Here is a 19,090-nt window from a genome sequence, read left to right on the forward strand (position 1 = left end):
ACCCATGACCCCAACCCACCCAAAGCTGACAGGCAAGCTGCTGATTGAAACCTCCCTGGGCAATTTCCTGGGCGACAAGCGCATCCGGCTGCTCGAAGCGATTGACCAGCAGGGCTCGATTTCGCAGGCCGCCAAGGCCGTTCCCATGTCCTACAAGGCCGCCTGGGACGCCGTGGACGACATGAACAACGTCGCGCCCCAGCCGCTGGTGCATCGCTCGGCCGGCGGGCTGCGCGGCGGCGGCACCGAGCTGACCGCCTTCGGCCGGCGCCTGATTGCGTTTTACCGGGCGCTGGAGCAGGAATCCCAGCTCGCCCTTGAAAAACTGACCCACAACCTGACGCAAAGCGGTGTCGCCGACGCCGCCGATTTCCAGCAAGTCTTAAGGAAGATGACCATGAAAACCAGCGCCCGCAACCAGTTTGCCGGACCCGTGACCGCTCTGAAGGAAGGCGTGGTCGATGTCGAGGTCAGCATCCGGCTCGACCCGCAACTGGTGCTGACAGCCATCGTCACGCGCGAATCGGCCGAAAGCCTGGGGCTGGCGCTGGGCAAGGATGTGCTGGCCTTCGTCAAGGCCTCGTCCATCGTGCTGGTGGTCGAGGACGACGACAAGGAGGTCCGCATCTCGGCGCGCAACCGCTTCCGGGGCATCGTGGCGCGCATCCATGCCGGGCCCGTGAACTCCGAAGTCACCCTGGACCTGCCCGGCGGGCGCCACGTCCTGACCGCCGTCATCACCGATGACAGCGTCAGGCGGCTGGGGCTGGCGGTTGGCCAGCCGGTCGTCGCCGTGTTCAAGGCGCCCAGCGTGTTCCTGGTTGCCATCGACTGACTTTTTTTCCCTCAACCTCCAGGAGCATTGCCATGAACCCATCCCGCCGCCTTTGCCTGTTGCTGATCGCCTTGACCGGCATTGCCGCCCAGGCGCACGCCGATGAAGTCTCGGTCGCCGTCGCGGCCAACTTCACCGCGCCGATGCAGAAAATCGCCGCCGACTTTGAAAAGGCCACCGGCCACAAGGTCGTCGCCGCCTACGGCTCGACCGGCAAGTTCTACGCGCAGATCAAGAACGGCGCGCCGTTTGAAGTGCTGCTCGCCGCCGACGCCGAAACCCCGGCCAGGCTGACGGCTGAAAACGCCGCCGTCGCCGGCAGCCAGTTCACCTACGCCATCGGCAAGCTGGTGCTCTGGTCGGCCAAACCAGCCGTGGTCGATGGCAATGGCGAAGTGCTGAAAAAGGGCGGCTTTGACCATATTGCGCTGGCCAATCCCAAGCTCGCGCCCTACGGCGCGGCGGCTATCCAGTCCATGAAAACCCTGGGCGTGTACGACGTGCTGCAGCCCAAGGTCGTCATGGCCGAGAACATCACGCAGGCGCACCAGTTCGTCAGCAGCGGCAATGCGCTGCTGGGTTTCGTCGCGCTGTCGCAGGTGCTGAAGGACGGAAAAATCCAAGGCTCGGCGTGGATGGTGCCAGGCAGCCTGTATCCGCCCATCCGCCAGGATGCGGTGATTCTGGACAAGGGCAAGGGCAAGCCGGCGGCCGAGGCGCTGGTCAAATACCTCAAGAGCGACAAGGCCAGGGCCGTCATCAAGAGCTTTGGCTACGAACTGTAAGGATGGGCACGGAAATGGCTTGGCTGGTCAAAACCCCTCCTTCCTACGAACCCCACTCCATGAAAATCGCCATTGCCACCAAAGACCACTGGACGCAGGTGTCCGGCCACGCCGGCCAGAGCCGCGACTGGCTGGTCTTCGACTGCCTGCCCGGCCAGCCCCTGCCCGAGCCCCTGCGCATCCAGCTCAGCAAGGAGCAGCTGCCGCACCACTTCCAGGACGACGGCCCGCACCCGCTGCACGGCATCGAAGTCATGGTGGCGGCCAGCGCGGGCGACGGCTTCATCCGGCACATGGAGAAATGGAATGCGCAGGTGCTGCTGACCGGCGAGACTGAGCCGCTCGCGGCACTGGCCAAAATCCTGGCCGGCGAGGCGCTGCCCGACACCCGCTTTGACGTCACCACCAGCCTTTGCAAGCTGCGCGACCTGTTCTCGCGCCACTAAACCCGAGCCACCGAGCCCATGCGCGCCCTCAACGACACCCAACTTTGCAGCCTGCTCGACGACGACACCCTCGGCGGCGACCTGACCACGCACAGCCTGGGGCTGGCCGAACAGCCCGCGCGGCTGGAGTTCCGCGCCCGCCAGCCGATGACGGTGTGCGCCAGCGAAGAGGCGCTGCGCCTGTTCGAGCTGGCAGGCAGCCAGGCGCGCTTGCTGATGCGCTCGGGCAGCCGCGCTGGCGCGGGCGAGTTGATCCTCGAAGCCCAAGGCGATGCCGCCAGCCTGCACCTGGCCTGGAAAACCGCCCAGAACCTGGTCGAATGGGCCAGCGGCATCGCCAGCGCCACGGCGGCCATCGTCGCGGCAGCCGGCGGCGTGGCCGTGGCCTGCACGCGCAAGAACGTGCCCGGCACCAAGGCACTGTCCATCAAGGCCGTGCGGGCCGGCGGCGGCGGCATCATGCACCGGCTCGGCCTCTCGGAAACGCTGCTGGTGTTCGCCGAACACCGATTGTTTTTAACCGACACCCCGGCGCAGACCATCGCGCAACTGCGCCGCACCCAGCCCGAGAAAAAAATCATCGTCGAAGTCGGCGACCCCGGCGAGGCGCTGCGCTGGGCGCTGGCTGGCGCGGACGTGCTGCAGCTCGAAAAATTCACGCCCGAAGCCGTCGCCACCTGCCGCGAGGCGCTGCAAGCCTTTCCAGCCGCCAGCCGCCCGCTGCTGGCCGCTGCGGGCGGCGTTCGCGCCGGCAACGCTAGCGCCTACGTCGCAGCGGGCGCCGACCTGCTGGTCACGTCCGCGCCCTACACCGCCCCGCCGCAAGACGTGCAGGTAACATTTTTCGTCAACGCCTGACCAAGGAATTTTCCGTGAAGCCTTCCCGACTTTTACCCCTGCCGCCACCCCTCGTGACCACCGCACCGGCTGACAGCCCGACCGCATGTATTTGACCGACAGCGATCTTCAGGCCATCTGGCTGACCGTCCGCCTGGCGGTCACCGTGACACTGATACTGCTTCTGATCGGCACGCCTGTCGCGTGGTGGCTGGCACGCTCCAGGGCGTGGTGGAAAGGCCCCATCGGCGCCGTGGTGGCCTTGCCGCTGGTGCTGCCGCCTTCGGTACTCGGGTTTTACCTGTTGCTGGCGATGGGACCGAATGGTCCGGCAGGCCATCTCACCCAGGCGCTGGGTATCGGGCTTTTGCCCTTCACCTTCTGGGGCCTGGTGATTGCCTCCGTGTTTTACTCGCTACCCTTCATGGTGCAACCGCTGCAGACCGCGTTCGAGGCCATCGGCGAGCGTCCGCTGGAAGCCGCCGCCACCTTGCGCGCCTCGCCGCTCAATGCCTTTTTCACGGTCGCGGTGCCGCTGGCGCTGCCCGGCTTCCTGACGGCCGGCATTCTGACCTTCGCGCACACCGTGGGTGAATTCGGTGTGGTGCTGATGATTGGCGGCAACATTCCCGGCGTGACGCGCGTCGTTTCGGTGCAAATCTACGACCATGTGGAGGCCGTGGAGTATGTGCAGGCGCATCGCCTGTCTGCGGTCATGCTGGTGTTCTCCTTCCTGGTTCTGCTGGCGCTGTACGCCTGGAAGCCCGACACCAGAAAAAGAGGCTGACATGACAGGAATTCAAGCGCATTTTCATCTTGACTGGCCGGGGTTCACGCTCGACGTCAATCTCGAATTGCCTGCGCGCGGCGTCACCGCCCTGTTCGGCCCGTCAGGCTGCGGCAAGACGACGCTGCTGCGCTGTATCGCCGGCCTGGAACGCGCCCCCCAGGGCCATCTCAGGATCAATGGCGATGTCTGGCAAAGCGACAAGCACTGGCTGCCCACCCACAAGCGCCCTCTGGGCTACGTCTTTCAGGAGGCCAGCCTGTTCCCGCACCTCACGGTGATGGGCAATCTGCGCTACGGAATGCGGCGGATTTCGCAGGCGCAGCAAGTGAGTCTGGAGCAAGCCGTTGACCTGCTGGGCATCGCGCATTTGCTGGAGCGCAAGCCCGCCGGGCTGTCGGGCGGCGAGCGCCAGCGCGTCGCGATTGCCCGGGCGCTGCTGACCAGCCCGCGCCTGCTGCTGATGGACGAGCCGCTGGCCGCGCTCGACCTGGCGCGCAAGAATGAATTCATGCCCTACCTGGAGCGGCTGCACGGCGAGCTGGACATTCCCGTGATCTACGTCACCCACGCGCCGGACGAAGTGGCGCGGCTGGCCGATCACATCGTGGTCATGGAGGCGGGCCGCGCGATTGCCAGCGGGCCATTGACCGAGACGCTGGCCCGCCTCGACCTGCCGATTCGCCTGGGCGAGGATGCGGGCGTGGTGCTCGACGCCGTGGTCGCCGAGCGCGATGCCGCCTGGCACCTGGCGCGGGTGACGTTCGCGGGCGGCAGCCTGTGGGTGCGCGACGGCGGCCAGGCCATCGGTGCCGCGGTGCGCATCCGCATCCTGGCGCGCGATGTGAGCATTGCGCTGGCGCACGTCACCGGCACCAGCATCCAGAACTGCTTGAGCGCCACCGTCGGCGAGATGGCCAATGACAGCCACCCGGCGCTGTCGCTGACGCGGCTGAACATCGGCCCGTCACCCCTGCTGGCGCGGCTGACAAGGCGCTCGGCGGTGGAGCTTGGACTGGCGCCGGGCAAGCCGGTCTGGGTGCAGATCAAGGCAGTGGCGCTGATTGGATGATTCCATTGAAAAATAGCCCATTGCGCACGTCTGGCATGCTCAAACAGCTATCAAAACAGTAGCAATTCATCCAATCAAGACCCGCATGACATCACTCCGTCAAGGCCCTGCCGCTCCCAAGGCCCGCCTGACTTCCTCCGCGTCAATCGAGCGGGCTGCTCCAAAGCCAGCCACTTGCCGGGCACCGTTGAGTTCGATGGCGACAAACCTGAAGTCGCCCAGCTGCGTCATGAATTCGGCCTCTGGAAATCTCTGCACATAGGCAGCCCGGCAGGCATCCCACGCCGGGGTGCCGACTTCCAGTTCCCGGGCGCGGCCGTCCAGGCTGACGCGTGGCAAGGCATGAACCGGCTCGCCATCTGCCTCGGACTGCATCACGAGCAGCGATACGTTCGGTCGCGCCTGCAGATTGCCCGTGTGGGCCGCCAATCCGCTCACATGAATGACCAGGCACCCCAGCGCGGGCTCCAGCGCGTAGGGAACCATGGAGACAAAGGGAGCGCCGTCGTCGCCGATGGTTCCCATGGCGGCGACTCGCCTTGAATGCAAAAGCGAGCGCAGCTCAAGGGTCAGTCTGGATTCGTGAGGCACAAGCGTTTCCTTGAAATTATGGCGTTGCCCGCGCACCGTACGTGATGGAAAGCACCACGCCCGCACGAAAGCGCACCGTCGCAACGAGACTGCCGGGGCCACGGTCATACAGCCATTCGTCCACCACCAGACAGGGAACGACCGAGCTGGCAAACGGCTCGGGCACAGGCTGCAGCCCCGGGTAGTAGTAAACCGGCGCGCAGTAGGAATCCTGAAGCAAGGGCTCTCCGCAGTGGTAGCGGACGGACAACCGGGAGTCGCCTACTTCAACAATGTGGCCGTTGCAGCGCAGCGTTTCTGAATGCACGGGCAAAAACAGCGCAGAAACCACAGTGGCAAGGCAAATGCGGATAAGAAATTTCACATTTCCTCCTTTCGCATCAAGCGGCCTGGGGCACAACAGACGGCCAAGCCTCCCAGGATAGCGAGCACGTCTCTCCCTGATCAGACCACGGCTTCTTTTGAAGCACAAGACTTCACTTGAATATGGATCAACGGTTTTGAAGTTGCAAATTTCAGCAAAAACTGCCTCCAGCGCATGCTGGACATGCGCAAGCAGCTACTTAATTAATAGCAAAAATCAGCCCGCCGCAGCCACGGCGGGCGTCGCCTGCAACAGTTCGGCCGCCTGCAGCAGGCGCGGAAAACTGGCCGGGTCGTTCAGCACCGTGGCGGCGAACACCCGCACGCAGCGTTCGGCGGCCAGCCGGTAAGCGGCGGCCTGCGGCGCATCGAGCTTGCCGCTCAGCGCCAGCAGGGCCAGCGCGGCGGTGCCGTTGCCTGACGGCGTCGCCGCGTCCAGCCCGGTCTTGAGCCGGTGGATCAGGGCGGGCGCGTCGTGGCGGGTGAAGAAAAAGCCGCCCGCATCCCGGTCTTCAAACTGCGCCAGCATGGCTTTGGCGATGGCCTGGGCAAACGGCAGGTCGCCGGGCTGCGGATCGGCGTCGTGCAGCGCCAGCACGGCTTCGAGCAAAAACGCATGGTCGTCCAGAAACGCCGCCTGGCCGGGCAGGGCCAGCAGGTGCCCGGAAGTGCGGCCATCGTCCTGCCAGCGCCCGGCCTGCACAAAGCGCAGCGCGCTGCGCGCCGCCAGCAGCCACTCGGGGCGCTGGCAGACGGCGCTGGCGCGGGCCAGGCCTGTCATCATCAGCGCCGTCCAGCCGGTCAGCAGCTTGGCGTCCCGGGCCGGGCGCTCGCGCTTGTCGCGCTCGGCCAGCAGCTTGGGGCGGGCCGAGGCAATCAGCTCCTCAACCTGCGCTTCGGGGCGGCGCAGCGTGACGGCCAGCGGGCCGGCAGCGCGCGCCACGCGCAAATGCCAGTGGCGGCCCTCAAAGCCCGGCCCATCGACCAGCCCCCAGTGCGCGGCGCACACATCCCATTCGTTGGGCGAAAGCGCCAGCCGCAGCGGCTCGGACTCCCAGACGTAAAAGCGCCCTTCCCGGCCCTGCGCATCGTCGGCGGCCAGCGAGGCATGAAAGCCGCCGGCGCTGGATTGCATCTCGCGCAGCGCCCAGCTGGCGGTGTCTTCGACGACGCGGCGAAACAAGGGCTCGCCGGTCAGCGCCAGCGCATCGGCATACAGCGCCAGCAGCACGCCGTTGTCGCAGAGCATTTTTTCAAAGTGCGGAATGCGCCACTGCGCATCGACGCTGTAGCGGAAAAAGCCGCCGCCGATCTGGTCGTACAGACCGCCTTCGGCCATCTTGCGCAGCGTCAGCAGCGCCATCTCGCGGGCCTGCGCGTCACCCTCCTCGCGGGCGCGGCGCAGCAAAAAGGCCAGGTCGCTGGGGTGCGGAAACTTCGGCGCCGCGCCAAAGCCGCCCTGCGCCGGATCAAAGGCGGTGGCCAGCTGCTGCAGCGCCTGGGCGCGCACGGCGGCGCCCGGCACGGCGGCGTCATCGCGGCGCGGCGCGCTGGCGGCCAGCGCGGCCAGCAGCGCCTGGTCCTGCCGCGCCAGCGCCGGGCGCTGCTCGCGCCAGACGGCGCTGACCGAGCCCAGCACGGCCTGAAACGTCGCCTGCCCCTCGGGCGCGGCGCTCGGGAAATAGGTGCCGCTGTAAAACGGCACGCCTTGCGGCGAGAGAAAAATCGTCAGCGGCCAGCCGCCGCCGGTGCGGCGCAGCAGCTGATGGGCCATCTGATAGACGGCATCGAGGTCGGGGCGCTCCTCGCGGTCCACCTTGATATTGACAAAGCCTTCGTTCATCAGGGCGGCGATGGCCGGGTCGGAAAACGATTCGGCCGCCATCACATGGCACCAGTGGCAGGCTGCGTAGCCGATGGACAGCAGGATCGGCAAGCCCCGCCGCCGGGCCAGCGCCAGGGCTTCATCGCCCCACGGATACCAGTCCACGGGCTGCCCGGCATGTTGCAGCAAATAGGCCGACTGTTGGGAGGCGAGGCGGTTGGACATGGCGGTGGCTACCAGGTGGGGTGAAACGACGCGGCGGACGGGTGATGGCGTGAACGCGCCTGTCGGCTTTGTCGCAACTTTGTCGAAAATCCGCCGCAGACGCCGTGTTCAGGGTGCCATGCCAAGGCCATGCGCAGGAAGCATGCCACCGGCGGGGCTGGGCTGGGCCAGCGACGGCAGCCTGTGCAGCGCCACCATCAGCACGCCGGACGAAGAGCCGCAGGTGCGGGAGTTCGGGCCTAGCGGTAAAACGCCTCAACCTTGCCCGTCAGCTTGATCAGCAGCGGATAGCCTTTGCGGTCCAGCGACTTGCCGGCAGGCACCTTGACCCAGCCTTCGCTGATGCAGTATTCATAGACATCCAGACGCTCCTTGTCCTTCAGGCGGATGCACACGTCATGCTCGAACACGGCCGCCATGTGATAGGGACTGCGCGGGTCAATGGACAGGCGGTCGGGCAAAGGCGGAATTTGAGGGGTTTCGTTCATTTGAATAAAAAGTGGCTTCAGCGCAATGCCTACGCGCGCAAACAGCTATTGTATTGATAGCAAAACAAGAAGCCTGAAGGCCGGTTCGGCCTCAGTCCAGGTCGATTTCCACCATGCCGCCGGCGATCCGCAAGGGAAACTCTTCGAGCTGGCAGCCGGTGGGGCTCAGGCCCTTGCCGTCGCGGCCGCTGAAGACCCAGCCATGCACGGTGCAGACGAGAATGCGGCCGTTGAAGTCCGAGTTGTTGACCAGCGACTGGCCTTCGTGCGGGCACAGGCCCTCGAAGGCGCGCGGCTGGCCGCCATCGGGCCACAGCACGATGACCTCGCGGCCATCGAGCGTGAACGGCACGGATTCGCCTTCGGCCAGATAGCGCTGCTTGCACAGGGTTTGAAATGCCATGGGTTGCTCCTTCAAGAATTCAGTGCCTGATGCCAGCGGCCTCAGCCGCGCCCGCCTCGAACAAGGCCGCCATGCGGCGCAAGACTTCGGTCTCGCGCTGGCCGTGGGCCTGCAGGGCGGCGCGCAATTGCTGCCGGGCCGCACCCTCCAGACCGCGCTGCAGCGAGCGCGCAAAGGCCGCCTGCGCCGAGGACGCCTGAACGTCTTCGAGCCGCGCCACCGGCACATCGGGCGCGACGGCGCGGCTGATCGACTTGAACGACCAGGAGCCGGCCATCACCGGGTGGTAGTAATGCGCCCGGGCCAGCTGGAACAGATCCACGATGCGCGCCTGCACGGCGTCCAGCGCGGGCGCCAGGTCGTCAAACTGCTGGGCCAGCTCGCGCAGGCGGCTGCGCTCAAAACCGGCGTTGTAGGCTAGCACCGGCCCGGCGCTGCCCAGCGCCTGCAGCAGCGTCAGCGCAAAAGCGCGGCGCGGATCGCCGCCGTCGGCATCGGCCAGAAAACCCTGCTGCGCCCACTGGCCCGCCGCGCTTTGCACGCCGCAGGTCCACTGAAAAGGCAGCACCTGGTAGGGCCGCGTTCCGGCCCAGAGCGGAACGGCAAAACCGATGGTGTCAAAGCGCAGGCTGTAGCGCGGATAAGGCAGCGCCTGCATCAGCGCGGCCACGGCGGGCTCCAGCACCGGCCCGCCCTGCTGGATGGCGCGGGCGGCGCGGCGGTGGCGCAGGTTGCCCAGCCGCTGCAGCGCGACGCTGCGCAGATCGGCATGGCCTTCCTGGCGCAACTCGGCGGCCAGTTCGCGGCCCACGATGTCAAGGCTGGCCTGCGGATCGGGGGCAGGCAGGCTGGACGCTGGCTCGCCCGCCTGGCAGTGGCTGGCGAACTCGCAGCCGCCGCTTTGCGTGCATTGCGCGCCCGGCGTGGCTGGTGGCTCGGGCCCGCGATCACAGGTGCGCATGGCCGACAGCCAGGCCGCCACCGGGCGCGAGCCCAGCACCGAGGCCAGGTCCACCTCGCGGAACAGGCCCGCGTAGCAGCCGTGGCCGGGATAGATAAAACCGGTATCGACCAGCAGCAGGCCCGCGCTTTGCACCCGCAGGCCGCAGCGCGCCGCCGCATGCACCCACAGCGCCACGGCATCGACATCGGCCTCGTCGCCGACCGTGGCATAGCGCACCTTGAACAGCCGCAGCCCCTGCTCGCCGCAGGTCAGCACGTCGATGCGCACCTGCGCCCGGTCGTCGCTGGTCAGGCAGGCGCCCAGGATGGCCCAGCCTTCAGGCGCCACGCGGTCGGAGTCCAGGCAGTCCAGGGTCTGCTGCACGGCCGCTGCCCACTCGGCGGGGGTGCCGGGCGCGGCGATGAGGTCGGCGCGGGGAAACGAAGCCCGCAAGGCCGCCTGAAGACCCGGACCGTGAACCACCGCCGCTTCAGCGGTTTCGTCAGCGTCCCGCGCCGTCCGGCCAGCGCCCGTGGCCGAGGGTTGCGACACCGCAGCCGGGCCGCCCCGGCGGTGCAGCCAGAAGCGGCGCGAGCAGGCACGCCAGCGCTGCAGGTCATCGTGGTTGAGCAAAGGAGTAAAAGCCATGCGCATAAACAGACAAAGGTGACACAAGGGCCGAACAAAATGCACATCAGGGTGAGTTGAAGGCAGGTGGTGCAGGTGTTTAGCAAGGGGCGTGCAAGCCCATGAAATATCCCGAAGTCCACGAGGCAGTATTTGGCAACGCCTGATAAACGTCCAAACAACAAAAAAGCCTGCTATTGATTAAATAGCAGGCTTTTCATATCCCGTAAGGGTTATTTGGTGGGTTCTGCGAGATTCGAACTCGCGACCTACGGATTAAGAGTCCGCTGCTCTACCAGCTGAGCTAAGAACCCAAATAAAATTTGGTGGGACGTGCGGGGGTCGAACCCACGACAAACGGATTAAAAGTCCGCTGCTCTACCAACTGAGCTAACGTCCCAAGATTTTCATCTTGGCTGAACTGCGTTGTTTGCAGAACAGCCTCAAATTATAGCGTCCTTTTAAGTGGCTTTTTTGGATCAACTGGCAATTTTATCCAGCACCCAGCTTGCAGCGCACATTCCAAAAGTCGATGTAACGCTAACAACCGATCCATACCCATGGCAATTGAGACTCCCATCCGGCTGCATTGGTACAGCCAACGGCTGTACCGCAGTGTCTGCATGCGCTGGTCCAACATCAACTGCCGTCAAAGGCCGTGCGACGGACTCGCGGCTGAACACACACATCACGTTCATCCGTCCAAGACGGGCAGCCTCGTGTTCCTTGCGCAAGCGATAGCGCATCTGCGCCAGCAAAGGGTCGTGCGTGACGGCAGACAGATCGTCAATGTCCACGCGGTGGGCAAGCCGTTTTCCTCCAGCAGCACCCACACTGATCAAAATAGCCTTGTTTTTGATGGCCCATGCCGCCATGGCGGTTTTGGCTCTTACCTGATCACAGGCATCAATGACAGCCAGATGCTGGTGATCAAACCGCATATCGGGCGAAAAAAGCCCTGGCCAGTTTGCCGCGTCAACAAAATCCTCAATGCAGTCCACGCGGCAATCCGGGTTGATATGCGCAATGCGTTCGCGCATGGCTTGCACCTTGGCTTGCCCCACGGTGGTGTCGAGTGCATGGACCTGCCGGTTGATGTTGGATTCGGCAACATGGTCAAGGTCGATCAATGTCAGGCGAGCCACACCGCTACGCGCCGCAGCCTCGGCAGCCCACGAACCTACACCGCCCAAACCCACGACCACAATATGTGCATTTCGAATACGCTCGGCACCGGCGGCTCCGTACAAACGTGCAAGCCCTCCAAAGCGGCGTCCAAGGTCAGGAGCTATCAGATCGGATTCAAATGTCATGTGTTATTTTTTTGCGAATTCAGCGCCGTCACTCAGTTTTCCAAACTCGGTACTTCAATTCAAAAGAGCACGGAATTTGTCTGCTACTTCAGTTTTGACAGACGTTCCTTGGCAACAGACGCAGCCTCGGACTGTGGATACGTCTTTACAAGTTCTTCCAGGGTTTTACGCGCCGATTTGGCATCTTTAAGTTCAACCTGGCAATTTGCCATGGACAAAAGTGCTTCAGGTGCCCGCACATGTTCGGGATCGGCACTTGCAACGGTACGAAAGTTATTTACCGCAGACTTGTAGTCGCGCAAGGCATATTGCGCATTGGCCAGCCAGAACAAGGCCGATGATTTGTATCCGCTTTGCGGATAGCGCTTCGTGAAAGCCGTGAAGCTGGTTTGGGCAGCCGCGAACTCGCCCTTTCGAAGGCTTGCCAGGGCCGCTTCAAATTCCTGCTTTTCAGCAGGCTCTGCCGCAAACTCCCTCCCATCGACAGAAACCTTGCTAGGTTCGACCTTTCGCAAGCGCTCATCGACCCCTTGCGTAATATCTTTTTGCGTCCGCTGCACGTCGGTGATACCTCGGGTCAACTGCTCGTTTTGCCCACGCAATGTTGCCATTTCGTTGCGCAAGGATTCAATTTGATTGGACAAGTCCAGCAGGCTGCGGCGAAGCTGGGCATTGTCTTCATTGGCTTTGCGCAGCTCCTCCGTCGTACGCTGCTGGGAAACATCGACTTTTTGCCGCAAATCAAGGATGGCTCTACGCGCCTCATCGTCTTCAAACAAAGCGGCGTTGGCATTGAATGCCAGCACGCAGGCGGCAACAGCAATGAAAAGTCTGAATGTCTTCACAGTGGGCCTGCCCGCTTAACGGTAATTGATTTCAGCGCGGCGGTTCTTCGCCATGGACGCTTCATCGAGTCCCGGAACGGCGGGTTTTTCCTTGCCGAAGCTGACGGCCTCCACCTGGGAGTCGGTCACACCGAGCAGACCCAAGGCACGGCGCACCGCTTCAGCACGCTTTTGCCCCAGCGCCAGGTTGTACTCCCGGCCGCCGATTTCGTCTGTATGTCCTTCAATCGCCATTTTGCGGGCTTTGTTTGCCGTCAGGTACCTGGCATGGGCTTCAATGACGCTCTGGAATTCAGGTTTGACCACGTAACTGTCGAAGTCGAAGTAAACAATTTTTGCGGTATTGGCCGGCCCCGCCACGGAAGCATCAGATGCGCCAATTTGCACGGGTGCCACTCCCCTGCTGGCCGCCGCTGCGGCATCTGCGTCTGCCTGCGACGAGCTTGCTGATCGGTCTTCAACGGGTACATCCTGCAGTTTGACATTGGAACCGCAGGCCACCAGTGTGGCCGCAAGCACGAGAGACGAGATGACGGAAGATAAAAAGCGCTTCATTGATGACCCCTGCTAAACAAAAATATGAATTCTGGAATTATTGCCTATCGCTGGAACGGACCCCAGTCAGGCTCGCGAATGTCACCGCCTGCTCCGGACAAACGTGCTTTTATCTTGCCGTCCAGCGTGGTTGTCATCAGCGCTTCCTTGCCCTGCTGCTGTGTTGCATAAACAATCAGGCGGCTGTTCGGGGCGAAACTCGGGCTTTCATCGGCAGAAGTATCGGTGATCGACGTCACCGTTCCGGTGGAGAGTTCCATGACATGCAACTTGAATCCGCCGCCGACTCGGGAAACATATGCCAGCCATCTTCCATCGGGACTCACCACCGGCGATATGTTGTAACTGCCAGTGAAGGTAACTCTTTCTGCGTTGCCGCCCGCAGGACTCATTCGGTAAATCTGCGGCGAGCCGCCCCGGTCGCTGACAAAATAAATCAAACGCCCATCCGGGGAAAATGCGGGCTCGGTATCAATGCTCGATGACTGTGTCAGCCGCTTCGGATCACCGCCATTCAGGCCGATTGAATAAATTTGCGAGCCGCCCGCCTGGCTCAACGTGGCAACCAGTTGGCTGCCATCCGGGGACCAGGCAGGCGCGCTGTTGGAGCCCCTGAAATTAGCCAGCAAGCGCCGCTTTCCGGTTGCTACGTCATGCGAATAAATCACTGGCTTGCGGGACTCAAAGGACACATAAGCCAATTGGGCGCCACTGGGCGACCATGCGGGAGAAATGATGGGTTCAGGACTTGCCAAGGCTGACTGGGCACTTTCTCCATCAGAATCAGCCACCCACAAGGTGTAGCGCTGGCCGGCCTTGGTCACGTAGGCAATCCGCGTGGAAAAAATGCCTTTTTCACCCGTCAGCTTTTCGTACACAAAATCAGAGACTCGGTGCGCAGACAGACGCAGGTCGGATTTTGTGACGGTGTAGCTCTGGCCGCCAAGATCCTGCTCGCGCACAACGTCCCACAACCGAAGGCGAACATCAAAGCGCCCGTCCGCAAGCGGTGAAACACTGCCGGTCACCATCGCATCGGCGCCTTTTTGCCGCCAGCTTGCCAGGTCGGGACGGGTGTTTTCATCTGCCACGACGCCTCCAGCGTCAACACCGCGAAACATGCCGCTCCGCTCAAGATCAGCCTTGACGATGCTGCCGATTTTTTGTGGTGATTGCGCTTCACCCCTGAAGGGTGCAATGGCGATGGGCAACTGAGTCATGCCAACGCCCGACACTTCCACGCGAAACTGGGCGAATGCCGACATGGATGAAAATGCGCCGGCCGCCAACAGGCTGACAACGCTTCGGCGGCTGAAAGATGGTGTGATGCTCATAGGTTGTTTTTGATTCAGTGCAATTGAGTTATTTTGAGGGGCGCCGCAGTGTCGAGTTCCCGAAGTCCTTTTTCCGCCAGGACAAGATTGGTTTTCATGCGTGCCATGACGCGGTTTTTATTGACCGATTCCTGGTCACGCTTGCTTTCGGGGTGCCAGAGATGAAACACCTCGGTAGCCATGAAGCCGTTTTTCCGCTTGAGGCCCAGATGATGGAGGCGAAGAACAAGGTCGGCGTCTTCATGGCCCCATCCCTGGAAAGTCTCGTCGAAGCCGTTGACACTGACGAAATCATGTCGCCAAACGCCGAAGTTGCAGCTTCGAATCCCGCGCCATTGAAAGTCTTGTTGTACCCTGAATAAAGACAGCGGCCAGCGAATGAGGTGCAACAATTTGTTGCTATCGCCCTGGAAACGAGCCCGGAACCAGAAAAAAGCAGAGCAATGTGGCAGGTTTACTTCGCCACTGAGCACTTCGGCAGTGAGGGTTTTATTCAACAAAACCCGGCTTCCATTGACAAAAAATCCGGACTCGGCAAGAAGGGTGTGCCAGGCGACAAATGACTTGTTCGGAATGCAGTCTCCATCAAGAAAAACCAGGTAGTCACCTTTCGCCACATGGGCCGCCAGATTGCGCGCTCCTGCGGCGGTGAACCCGACATCCGGATGCCAGACGTGGCGCACCGGGCAGGAGAACGCAGGACAACGCTCTAATAGCATTTCAACCTGATCCTGCCTGGAACCATCATCAGCAATCAAGACTTCGTGTTCTGGATTGCATTGCTCTGCCAAAGAGCGCAGGACGGCAAGCAACGCATCTGTCCTGTTGTAGGTCAGAACAATAAAGCTTATTTTCATTACGCTGGCGGCACCTTGCCGGGCTGCCGCTGAAGCAGCCATAGCTTCAGATACCTGTAGTAAGTACCTTCGGCATTGGAAATTGCGAGAACCAGGCCCAAGCGTCCATCCAAAAACCCGAGCCGCAAAAAATAGGTCCGAACGAAGGCCCACATGCCATGGCCAAGAGCCTTGCCGACAGATGCAGGCTTGCCTTTGTTGAACAAGCTTTGGGCGCCTGCCGTTGAATAGCGATTGGTTTTATCGAGAACAGCTTCAAGGTTGTTGAAACTTTCGTGCAGCAAGCGGGAATTCAGTTGTCCAACCTTGCTTGTGGTCACGATCTTTTCATGGACCAGGTCGTCTGAAAACCGGGCCGAATGCCGACGAAACAGGCGTGTCACACGATCGGGATACCAGCCTGAATGATGCATGTACTGTCCGCAATAACTTGAAAGACGAGGCATAGAGTAAACGTCGAAGTCCGACGCTTCAAGCGCAGCACGGATTTCGGCCTGCAACTCGGCTGGCACTCGCTCATCGGCATCGATTGAAAGTACCCAATCCGACTTGGCCAATGCCAGGGCACGATTTTTTTGAACGCCAAACCCCTTCCAGTCGGAGTTCGTGCTTACGTCAGCACCCATGGAAAGGGCTATCTGCACAGTGTTATCCGTACTGCCGGAATCCAGGACGATGACCTCATCAGCAAATGCTACAGAGCGCAGGCACGCTTCAATGTTATGCGCTTCATTTTTAGTGATGACGGTGACAGACAAACTTGGCAAGAGACGCCTTTTTACTGGGATTGCCAGGGTTTATGAGAAAAACCCCTGGCTGATGCCTGTAAAGCATAGCAGAGCATCCTCTGGAGACGAGCGGTTTGCCGTGCAGCGGAATCACCGATAATGCGGGCAAATCACCCTCGGCTCGGTCTCTACTTTGTTCAAAAACCCAATCAACTTCCGGCTTGTGGTCATCTGCATGGCTGCAGCGTCCGTCGGATTGTCGATGGTTCTTATCAGCATCGCCAAGCTACTGCTGGTCATCTTCGGCCTGGCTGTTGTGCTCTTCGCGCGGCGCGCGCCGGCTGCAGGCAGCCCACTGACGGGAATGAGCACCCCGGTGGCAGTGCTGCTGGCCTTCTTTGCATTCGCACTGAGCCTTTTCTGGACCGTGGCGCCACAAGCCGAGGCCTTGGGCTCTCTGGCCAAGTACGGCAAGCTGATCACGATAGTCCTGATGGTGCTCATCATCCGCGACCGGCGCGAAGCAAATTATGCGCTGGGCGCTTTTGTCGCCGCACAGACCTTTCTGCTGGCCAGTTCGTGGATGCTGTTCGCCCGCCTTGCGCTGCCATGGGCAACGTCGCGCATGGCGCTGACCGAGTATTCGGTGTTTTCCAGCTACCTCGACCAAGGCATCATGAGCGCCGTGTTTGCGGGCATCTGCTGGCATTTTCGGGAACATGCTCCCGGCCGATTTGGCTCCAGGCTGGCTGTTTTTCTGGCCCTTGCAGCGCTGGCCAATGTGCTTTTTATCCTGAGCGGACGCACGGGCCATGTGGTGGCCATCGCGCTGGTCTCCCTGGCCATCATGTGGGAGTTGCCGAAAAAATACCGCGCCATGGTTGTCCTCTTGCCCTTCTTGCTGGCGCTGGGCCTGTTTTTCAGTTCAAGCAAAGTCCGTGATCGATTGACCAAGGTTGAAACCGAAGTCCAGTCCTACTCCACCCAGGCAGAGCCCGTCACGTCGTCAGGCATCCGGCTCAATCTCTGGCGCAGGGCCATTCAGAGCATTGGCCAGCACCCGCTGGCAGGATCAGGCGTCGGCAGCTGGAGCAGCGAATTCAACCGGCTTCAACGCGCGCAAAATCCTGCCCATATTGATATAGACAGCAACGGCAACCCCCATCAGGAATATCTTCTCTGGGGGGTGCAGCTAGGCATTCCGGGCATGCTTCTTTTCCTTGCCCTGCTGCTTTCGGTGCTGCGAGACACGCTGAAGATGGACAAACCTTATTCGCGGGCAGCGCAGTCCACGCTGCTTGCGCTGGCCATTGCGTGCCTTTTCAACTCATCCCTCTACGATGCGCAGATAGGCGATTTTTTCTGCATCCTGATGGGTTTGCTGCTGGCCCTGGGTCTTAAAAAAGTTCCTGACCTGCATATCGCCACGCATCATTACAAGCAGGCTGTGTGACCAAAACCCCAAAACTGACGCTGCTCCGCAGGCTTGCGCGCGTGTGGCCGTACTTCAGCGGGTCGCGGGCGGGCTGGGCGCTGGCCATAGGCGCGACCATCGTCGCCTCAGCGACCGAGCCTTTTGTTCCGGCCTTGCTCAAACCCTTGCTGGACCGTGGCTTTCAGCGGGACTCTTTCAACCTCTGGCTGGTGCCTGTGACGCTGATGCTGCTGTTCATCATCCGGGGGCTGTCGGGATTCCTGGCGCAGTTCGCGCTGGCCAAGGTGACCAATGACGGGCTGCTCCAGCTGCGCAAGGCAATGTTTGACAAGCTTCTGAGCGCGCGGCTGACCCTGTTTGCCGACCAAAGCTCCAGCATGATTGCCAATACCGTCGTGTACGAAGTGTTCAACGGCTCATCCTCGCTGATCAACGCCATCATGCGGCTTGCGCGCGATGTGCTGACGCTGCTGGCACTGATCGGGTATCTGGTTTACCTGAACTGGAAACTGACGCTGATCGTCGGCTTTCTGTTTCCTGCGGTCGCGTTCGTCATCCAGGTCTTGTCCAAACGCCTGTACCGCCTGACCAAGGAAAGCCAGACGGCCACGGACAGCCTGGCCTACGTGGTTGAAGAAAATGTCATGGCGCATCGCGACGTTCGCCTGCATGGTGCGCAGGCCAGCCAGGCCAGCCGCTTCGACAGCCTGAGCCATTCGCTGCGTCGCCTGTCGATGAAATCGACGGCGGCCTATGCCGGCATGAGTGCCATCACGCAGGTGCTTGCAGCCATGGCGCTGTCGGCCGTCATTTCAATTGCACTGATGCAAAGCGCGGAAAACACCACCACGGTGGGCGGCTTCGTGGCTTTTGTGACCGCCATGCTGCTGCTGATCGCGCCCATCAAAAGCCTGTCGGATGCCGCCACGCCGGTCACGCGCGGACTGGCCGCCCTGGAGCGCGGCCTGGACCTCATGGACTTGACGCCCAACGAAACCAGCGGTTCTTTCGTGAAAGCCAGGGCGGTTGGTGCGATTGAATTTTCCAGTGTCACCGTCGCCTACAAGACCGACACCACGCCCGTCCTGCAGGACTTCAACCTTTGCGTGACAGCCGGCGAAACGCTCGCCATCGTGGGCGCATCGGGTTCCGGAAAGACAACGCTGGTGAACCTGCTGCCCCGGTTTGTTGAAATAAGCGCTGGCAGCATCACCCTGGATGACCAGGACATTCGCGACTGGAACCTGGCCTCGCTGCGTTCGCAGTTTGCCTTTGTCAGCCAGCATGTCGTCATGCTCAACAGCAGCATTGCCGAGAATGTGGCCCTTGGGCAGCCCATTGACCCGGCAAGGGTCAAGGAATGCCTAGAGGCAGCCAACCTGGCTTCGTTGCTGGCCGGCCTTCCCGAGGGCCTGGACACGGTTCTTGGCCACAACGCCATGCAGCTTTCTGGCGGCCAGCGCCAGCGGCTGGCGATTGCGCGCGCGCTTTACAAGGATGCGCCCATCCTGGTTCTTGATGAAGCCACCTCGGCGCTTGACACCGAATCGGAAATCGCCGTGCAGGACGCGGTCAGGCGGCTGACCTCGGGGCGCACATCGCTGGTGATCGCGCACCGGCTGTCCACCATCCAGAATGCTGACCGCATCATCATGATGGATGCGGGACGGATTATCGAATCAGGCACCCACAAGGAACTGCTGGCGAAAAATGGGGCTTTCGCGCACCTTTACAGGCTGGGCTTTCAGTCATCCTCACCTGTCCAGGCCGCGCCGATTCAGCCTTTGAATGTGTAG

20 protein-coding genes and 2 tRNA genes are annotated in these 19,090 nt (G+C 61.9%); 8 read left to right on the forward strand and 14 right to left on the reverse strand.

The window, feature by feature from the left end; all coding sequences use genetic code 11:
• The first annotated feature begins 4 nt into the window (after positions 1-4).
• The 6 genes from PNAP_RS10205 (at position 5) to modC (ending at position 4,762) form a co-directional block, all read left to right on the forward strand.
• On the forward strand, positions 5-835 hold the full coding sequence (locus PNAP_RS10205; RefSeq protein ID WP_011801425.1) for a TOBE domain-containing protein: 831 nt from the start codon (positions 5-7) through the stop codon (positions 833-835).
• Between the two features lie 32 nt (positions 836-867).
• The gene (modA, locus tag PNAP_RS10210) at positions 868-1,620 is read left to right on the forward strand and encodes a molybdate ABC transporter substrate-binding protein (protein ID WP_011801426.1); all 753 of its coding nucleotides are present in this window, start codon (positions 868-870) and stop codon (positions 1,618-1,620) included.
• Positions 1,621-1,679: 59 nt separating this feature from the next.
• On the forward strand, positions 1,680-2,066 hold the full coding sequence (locus tag PNAP_RS10215) for a NifB/NifX family molybdenum-iron cluster-binding protein (protein WP_041377165.1): 387 nt from the start codon (positions 1,680-1,682) through the stop codon (positions 2,064-2,066).
• An 18-nt stretch (positions 2,067-2,084) separates the two neighbouring features.
• Positions 2,085-2,924: a ModD protein gene (gene modD, locus PNAP_RS10220; protein WP_011801428.1), complete on the forward strand. Its 840-nt coding sequence runs from the start codon at positions 2,085-2,087 to the stop codon at positions 2,922-2,924.
• A gap of 85 nt (positions 2,925-3,009) precedes the next feature.
• Positions 3,010-3,690: a molybdate ABC transporter permease subunit gene (gene modB / locus PNAP_RS10225; RefSeq protein WP_011801429.1), complete on the forward strand. Its 681-nt coding sequence runs from the start codon at positions 3,010-3,012 to the stop codon at positions 3,688-3,690.
• 1 nt (position 3,691) lies between these two features.
• Positions 3,692-4,762, forward strand: coding sequence for a molybdenum ABC transporter ATP-binding protein (gene modC, locus PNAP_RS10230; RefSeq protein WP_011801430.1), 1,071 nt, complete (start codon positions 3,692-3,694; stop codon positions 4,760-4,762).
• A 99-nt stretch (positions 4,763-4,861) separates the two neighbouring features.
• Here the strand turns inward: modC and PNAP_RS10235 are convergent, their stop codons facing one another.
• From PNAP_RS10235 to PNAP_RS10300, 14 genes are all read right to left on the reverse strand, one after another.
• Complete coding sequence (locus tag PNAP_RS10235; RefSeq protein ID WP_332261701.1) at positions 4,862-5,389, reverse strand: HugZ family pyridoxamine 5'-phosphate oxidase; 528 nt, start codon at positions 5,387-5,389, stop codon at positions 4,862-4,864.
• Positions 5,370-5,717, reverse strand: coding sequence for a DUF2845 domain-containing protein (locus PNAP_RS27615; protein ID WP_198140685.1), 348 nt, complete (start codon positions 5,715-5,717; stop codon positions 5,370-5,372). The genes PNAP_RS10235 and PNAP_RS27615 overlap by 20 nt, the downstream gene beginning before the upstream one ends.
• A gap of 216 nt (positions 5,718-5,933) precedes the next feature.
• A complete protein-coding gene (locus PNAP_RS10245; RefSeq protein ID WP_011801432.1) occupies positions 5,934-7,766 on the reverse strand; it encodes a thioredoxin domain-containing protein in 1,833 nt (610 codons plus the stop codon).
• 239 nt (positions 7,767-8,005) lie between these two features.
• On the reverse strand, positions 8,006-8,254 hold the full coding sequence (locus PNAP_RS10250) for a DUF3297 family protein (protein WP_011801433.1): 249 nt from the start codon (positions 8,252-8,254) through the stop codon (positions 8,006-8,008).
• 91 nt (positions 8,255-8,345) lie between these two features.
• Complete coding sequence (locus tag PNAP_RS10255; RefSeq protein ID WP_011801434.1) at positions 8,346-8,657, reverse strand: Rieske 2Fe-2S domain-containing protein; 312 nt, start codon at positions 8,655-8,657, stop codon at positions 8,346-8,348.
• A gap of 19 nt (positions 8,658-8,676) precedes the next feature.
• Positions 8,677-10,248, reverse strand: a complete 1,572-nt coding sequence (locus PNAP_RS24945; RefSeq protein ID WP_198140686.1) for a DUF2779 domain-containing protein — start codon at positions 10,246-10,248, stop codon at positions 8,677-8,679.
• A gap of 217 nt (positions 10,249-10,465) precedes the next feature.
• A tRNA-Lys gene (locus PNAP_RS10265) sits at positions 10,466-10,541 on the reverse strand.
• A gap of 10 nt (positions 10,542-10,551) precedes the next feature.
• Positions 10,552-10,627: transfer RNA gene (locus PNAP_RS10270), tRNA-Lys, on the reverse strand.
• A 79-nt stretch (positions 10,628-10,706) separates the two neighbouring features.
• Positions 10,707-11,540, reverse strand: a complete 834-nt coding sequence (locus PNAP_RS10275; RefSeq protein WP_011801436.1) for a tRNA threonylcarbamoyladenosine dehydratase — start codon at positions 11,538-11,540, stop codon at positions 10,707-10,709.
• A gap of 83 nt (positions 11,541-11,623) precedes the next feature.
• Complete coding sequence (gene ybgF, locus PNAP_RS10280; RefSeq protein ID WP_011801437.1) at positions 11,624-12,385, reverse strand: tol-pal system protein YbgF; 762 nt, start codon at positions 12,383-12,385, stop codon at positions 11,624-11,626.
• A 15-nt stretch (positions 12,386-12,400) separates the two neighbouring features.
• Positions 12,401-12,940, reverse strand: coding sequence for a peptidoglycan-associated lipoprotein Pal (gene pal / locus PNAP_RS10285; RefSeq protein ID WP_011801438.1), 540 nt, complete (start codon positions 12,938-12,940; stop codon positions 12,401-12,403).
• Positions 12,941-12,984: 44 nt separating this feature from the next.
• A complete protein-coding gene (gene tolB, locus PNAP_RS10290) occupies positions 12,985-14,274 on the reverse strand; it encodes a Tol-Pal system beta propeller repeat protein TolB (RefSeq protein ID WP_011801439.1) in 1,290 nt (429 codons plus the stop codon).
• A 14-nt stretch (positions 14,275-14,288) separates the two neighbouring features.
• Complete coding sequence (locus PNAP_RS10295) at positions 14,289-15,173, reverse strand: glycosyltransferase family 2 protein (protein WP_232290776.1); 885 nt, start codon at positions 15,171-15,173, stop codon at positions 14,289-14,291.
• Entirely contained in the window at positions 15,131-15,898 is a 768-nt protein-coding gene (locus PNAP_RS10300) for a glycosyltransferase family 2 protein (protein ID WP_011801441.1), read from the reverse strand. Before PNAP_RS10300 ends, PNAP_RS10295 begins: the two co-directional genes overlap by 43 nt.
• 196 nt (positions 15,899-16,094) lie before the next feature.
• Between PNAP_RS10300 and PNAP_RS10305 the strand changes: the two genes are divergently transcribed.
• Both PNAP_RS10305 and msbA read left to right on the forward strand, forming a co-directional pair.
• Positions 16,095-17,312, forward strand: coding sequence for an O-antigen ligase family protein (locus PNAP_RS10305; RefSeq protein ID WP_011801442.1), 1,218 nt, complete (start codon positions 16,095-16,097; stop codon positions 17,310-17,312).
• Complete coding sequence (gene msbA / locus PNAP_RS10310) at positions 17,309-19,090, forward strand: lipid A export permease/ATP-binding protein MsbA (protein ID WP_011801443.1); 1,782 nt, start codon at positions 17,309-17,311, stop codon at positions 19,088-19,090. Before PNAP_RS10305 ends, msbA begins: the two co-directional genes overlap by 4 nt.

The sequence above is a fragment of the Polaromonas naphthalenivorans CJ2 genome, from assembly GCF_000015505.1.
GTDB lineage: Bacteria > Pseudomonadota > Gammaproteobacteria > Burkholderiales > Burkholderiaceae_C > Polaromonas > Polaromonas naphthalenivorans.

Coding starts and splice junctions, on each gene's coding strand:
- PNAP_RS10205 (WP_011801425.1), top strand. CDS start 5: ATGACCCCAACCCACCCAAAGCTGACAGGCAAGCTGCTGATTGAAACC.
- modA (WP_011801426.1), top strand. CDS start 868: ATGAACCCATCCCGCCGCCTTTGCCTGTTGCTGATCGCCTTGACCGGC.
- PNAP_RS10215 (WP_041377165.1), top strand. CDS start 1,680: ATGAAAATCGCCATTGCCACCAAAGACCACTGGACGCAGGTGTCCGGC.
- modD (WP_011801428.1), top strand. CDS start 2,085: ATGCGCGCCCTCAACGACACCCAACTTTGCAGCCTGCTCGACGACGAC.
- modB (WP_011801429.1), top strand. CDS start 3,010: ATGTATTTGACCGACAGCGATCTTCAGGCCATCTGGCTGACCGTCCGC.
- modC (WP_011801430.1), top strand. CDS start 3,692: ATGACAGGAATTCAAGCGCATTTTCATCTTGACTGGCCGGGGTTCACG.
- PNAP_RS10245 (WP_011801432.1), bottom strand. CDS start 7,766: ATGTCCAACCGCCTCGCCTCCCAACAGTCGGCCTATTTGCTGCAACAT.
- PNAP_RS10250 (WP_011801433.1), bottom strand. CDS start 8,254: ATGAACGAAACCCCTCAAATTCCGCCTTTGCCCGACCGCCTGTCCATT.
- PNAP_RS10255 (WP_011801434.1), bottom strand. CDS start 8,657: ATGGCATTTCAAACCCTGTGCAAGCAGCGCTATCTGGCCGAAGGCGAA.
- PNAP_RS24945 (WP_198140686.1), bottom strand. CDS start 10,248: ATGGCTTTTACTCCTTTGCTCAACCACGATGACCTGCAGCGCTGGCGT.
- PNAP_RS10275 (WP_011801436.1), bottom strand. CDS start 11,540: ATGACATTTGAATCCGATCTGATAGCTCCTGACCTTGGACGCCGCTTT.
- pal (WP_011801438.1), bottom strand. CDS start 12,940: ATGAAGCGCTTTTTATCTTCCGTCATCTCGTCTCTCGTGCTTGCGGCC.
- tolB (WP_011801439.1), bottom strand. CDS start 14,274: ATGAGCATCACACCATCTTTCAGCCGCCGAAGCGTTGTCAGCCTGTTG.
- PNAP_RS10295 (WP_232290776.1), bottom strand. CDS start 15,173: ATGGCTGCTTCAGCGGCAGCCCGGCAAGGTGCCGCCAGCGTAATGAAA.
- PNAP_RS10305 (WP_011801442.1), top strand. CDS start 16,095: ATGGCTGCAGCGTCCGTCGGATTGTCGATGGTTCTTATCAGCATCGCC.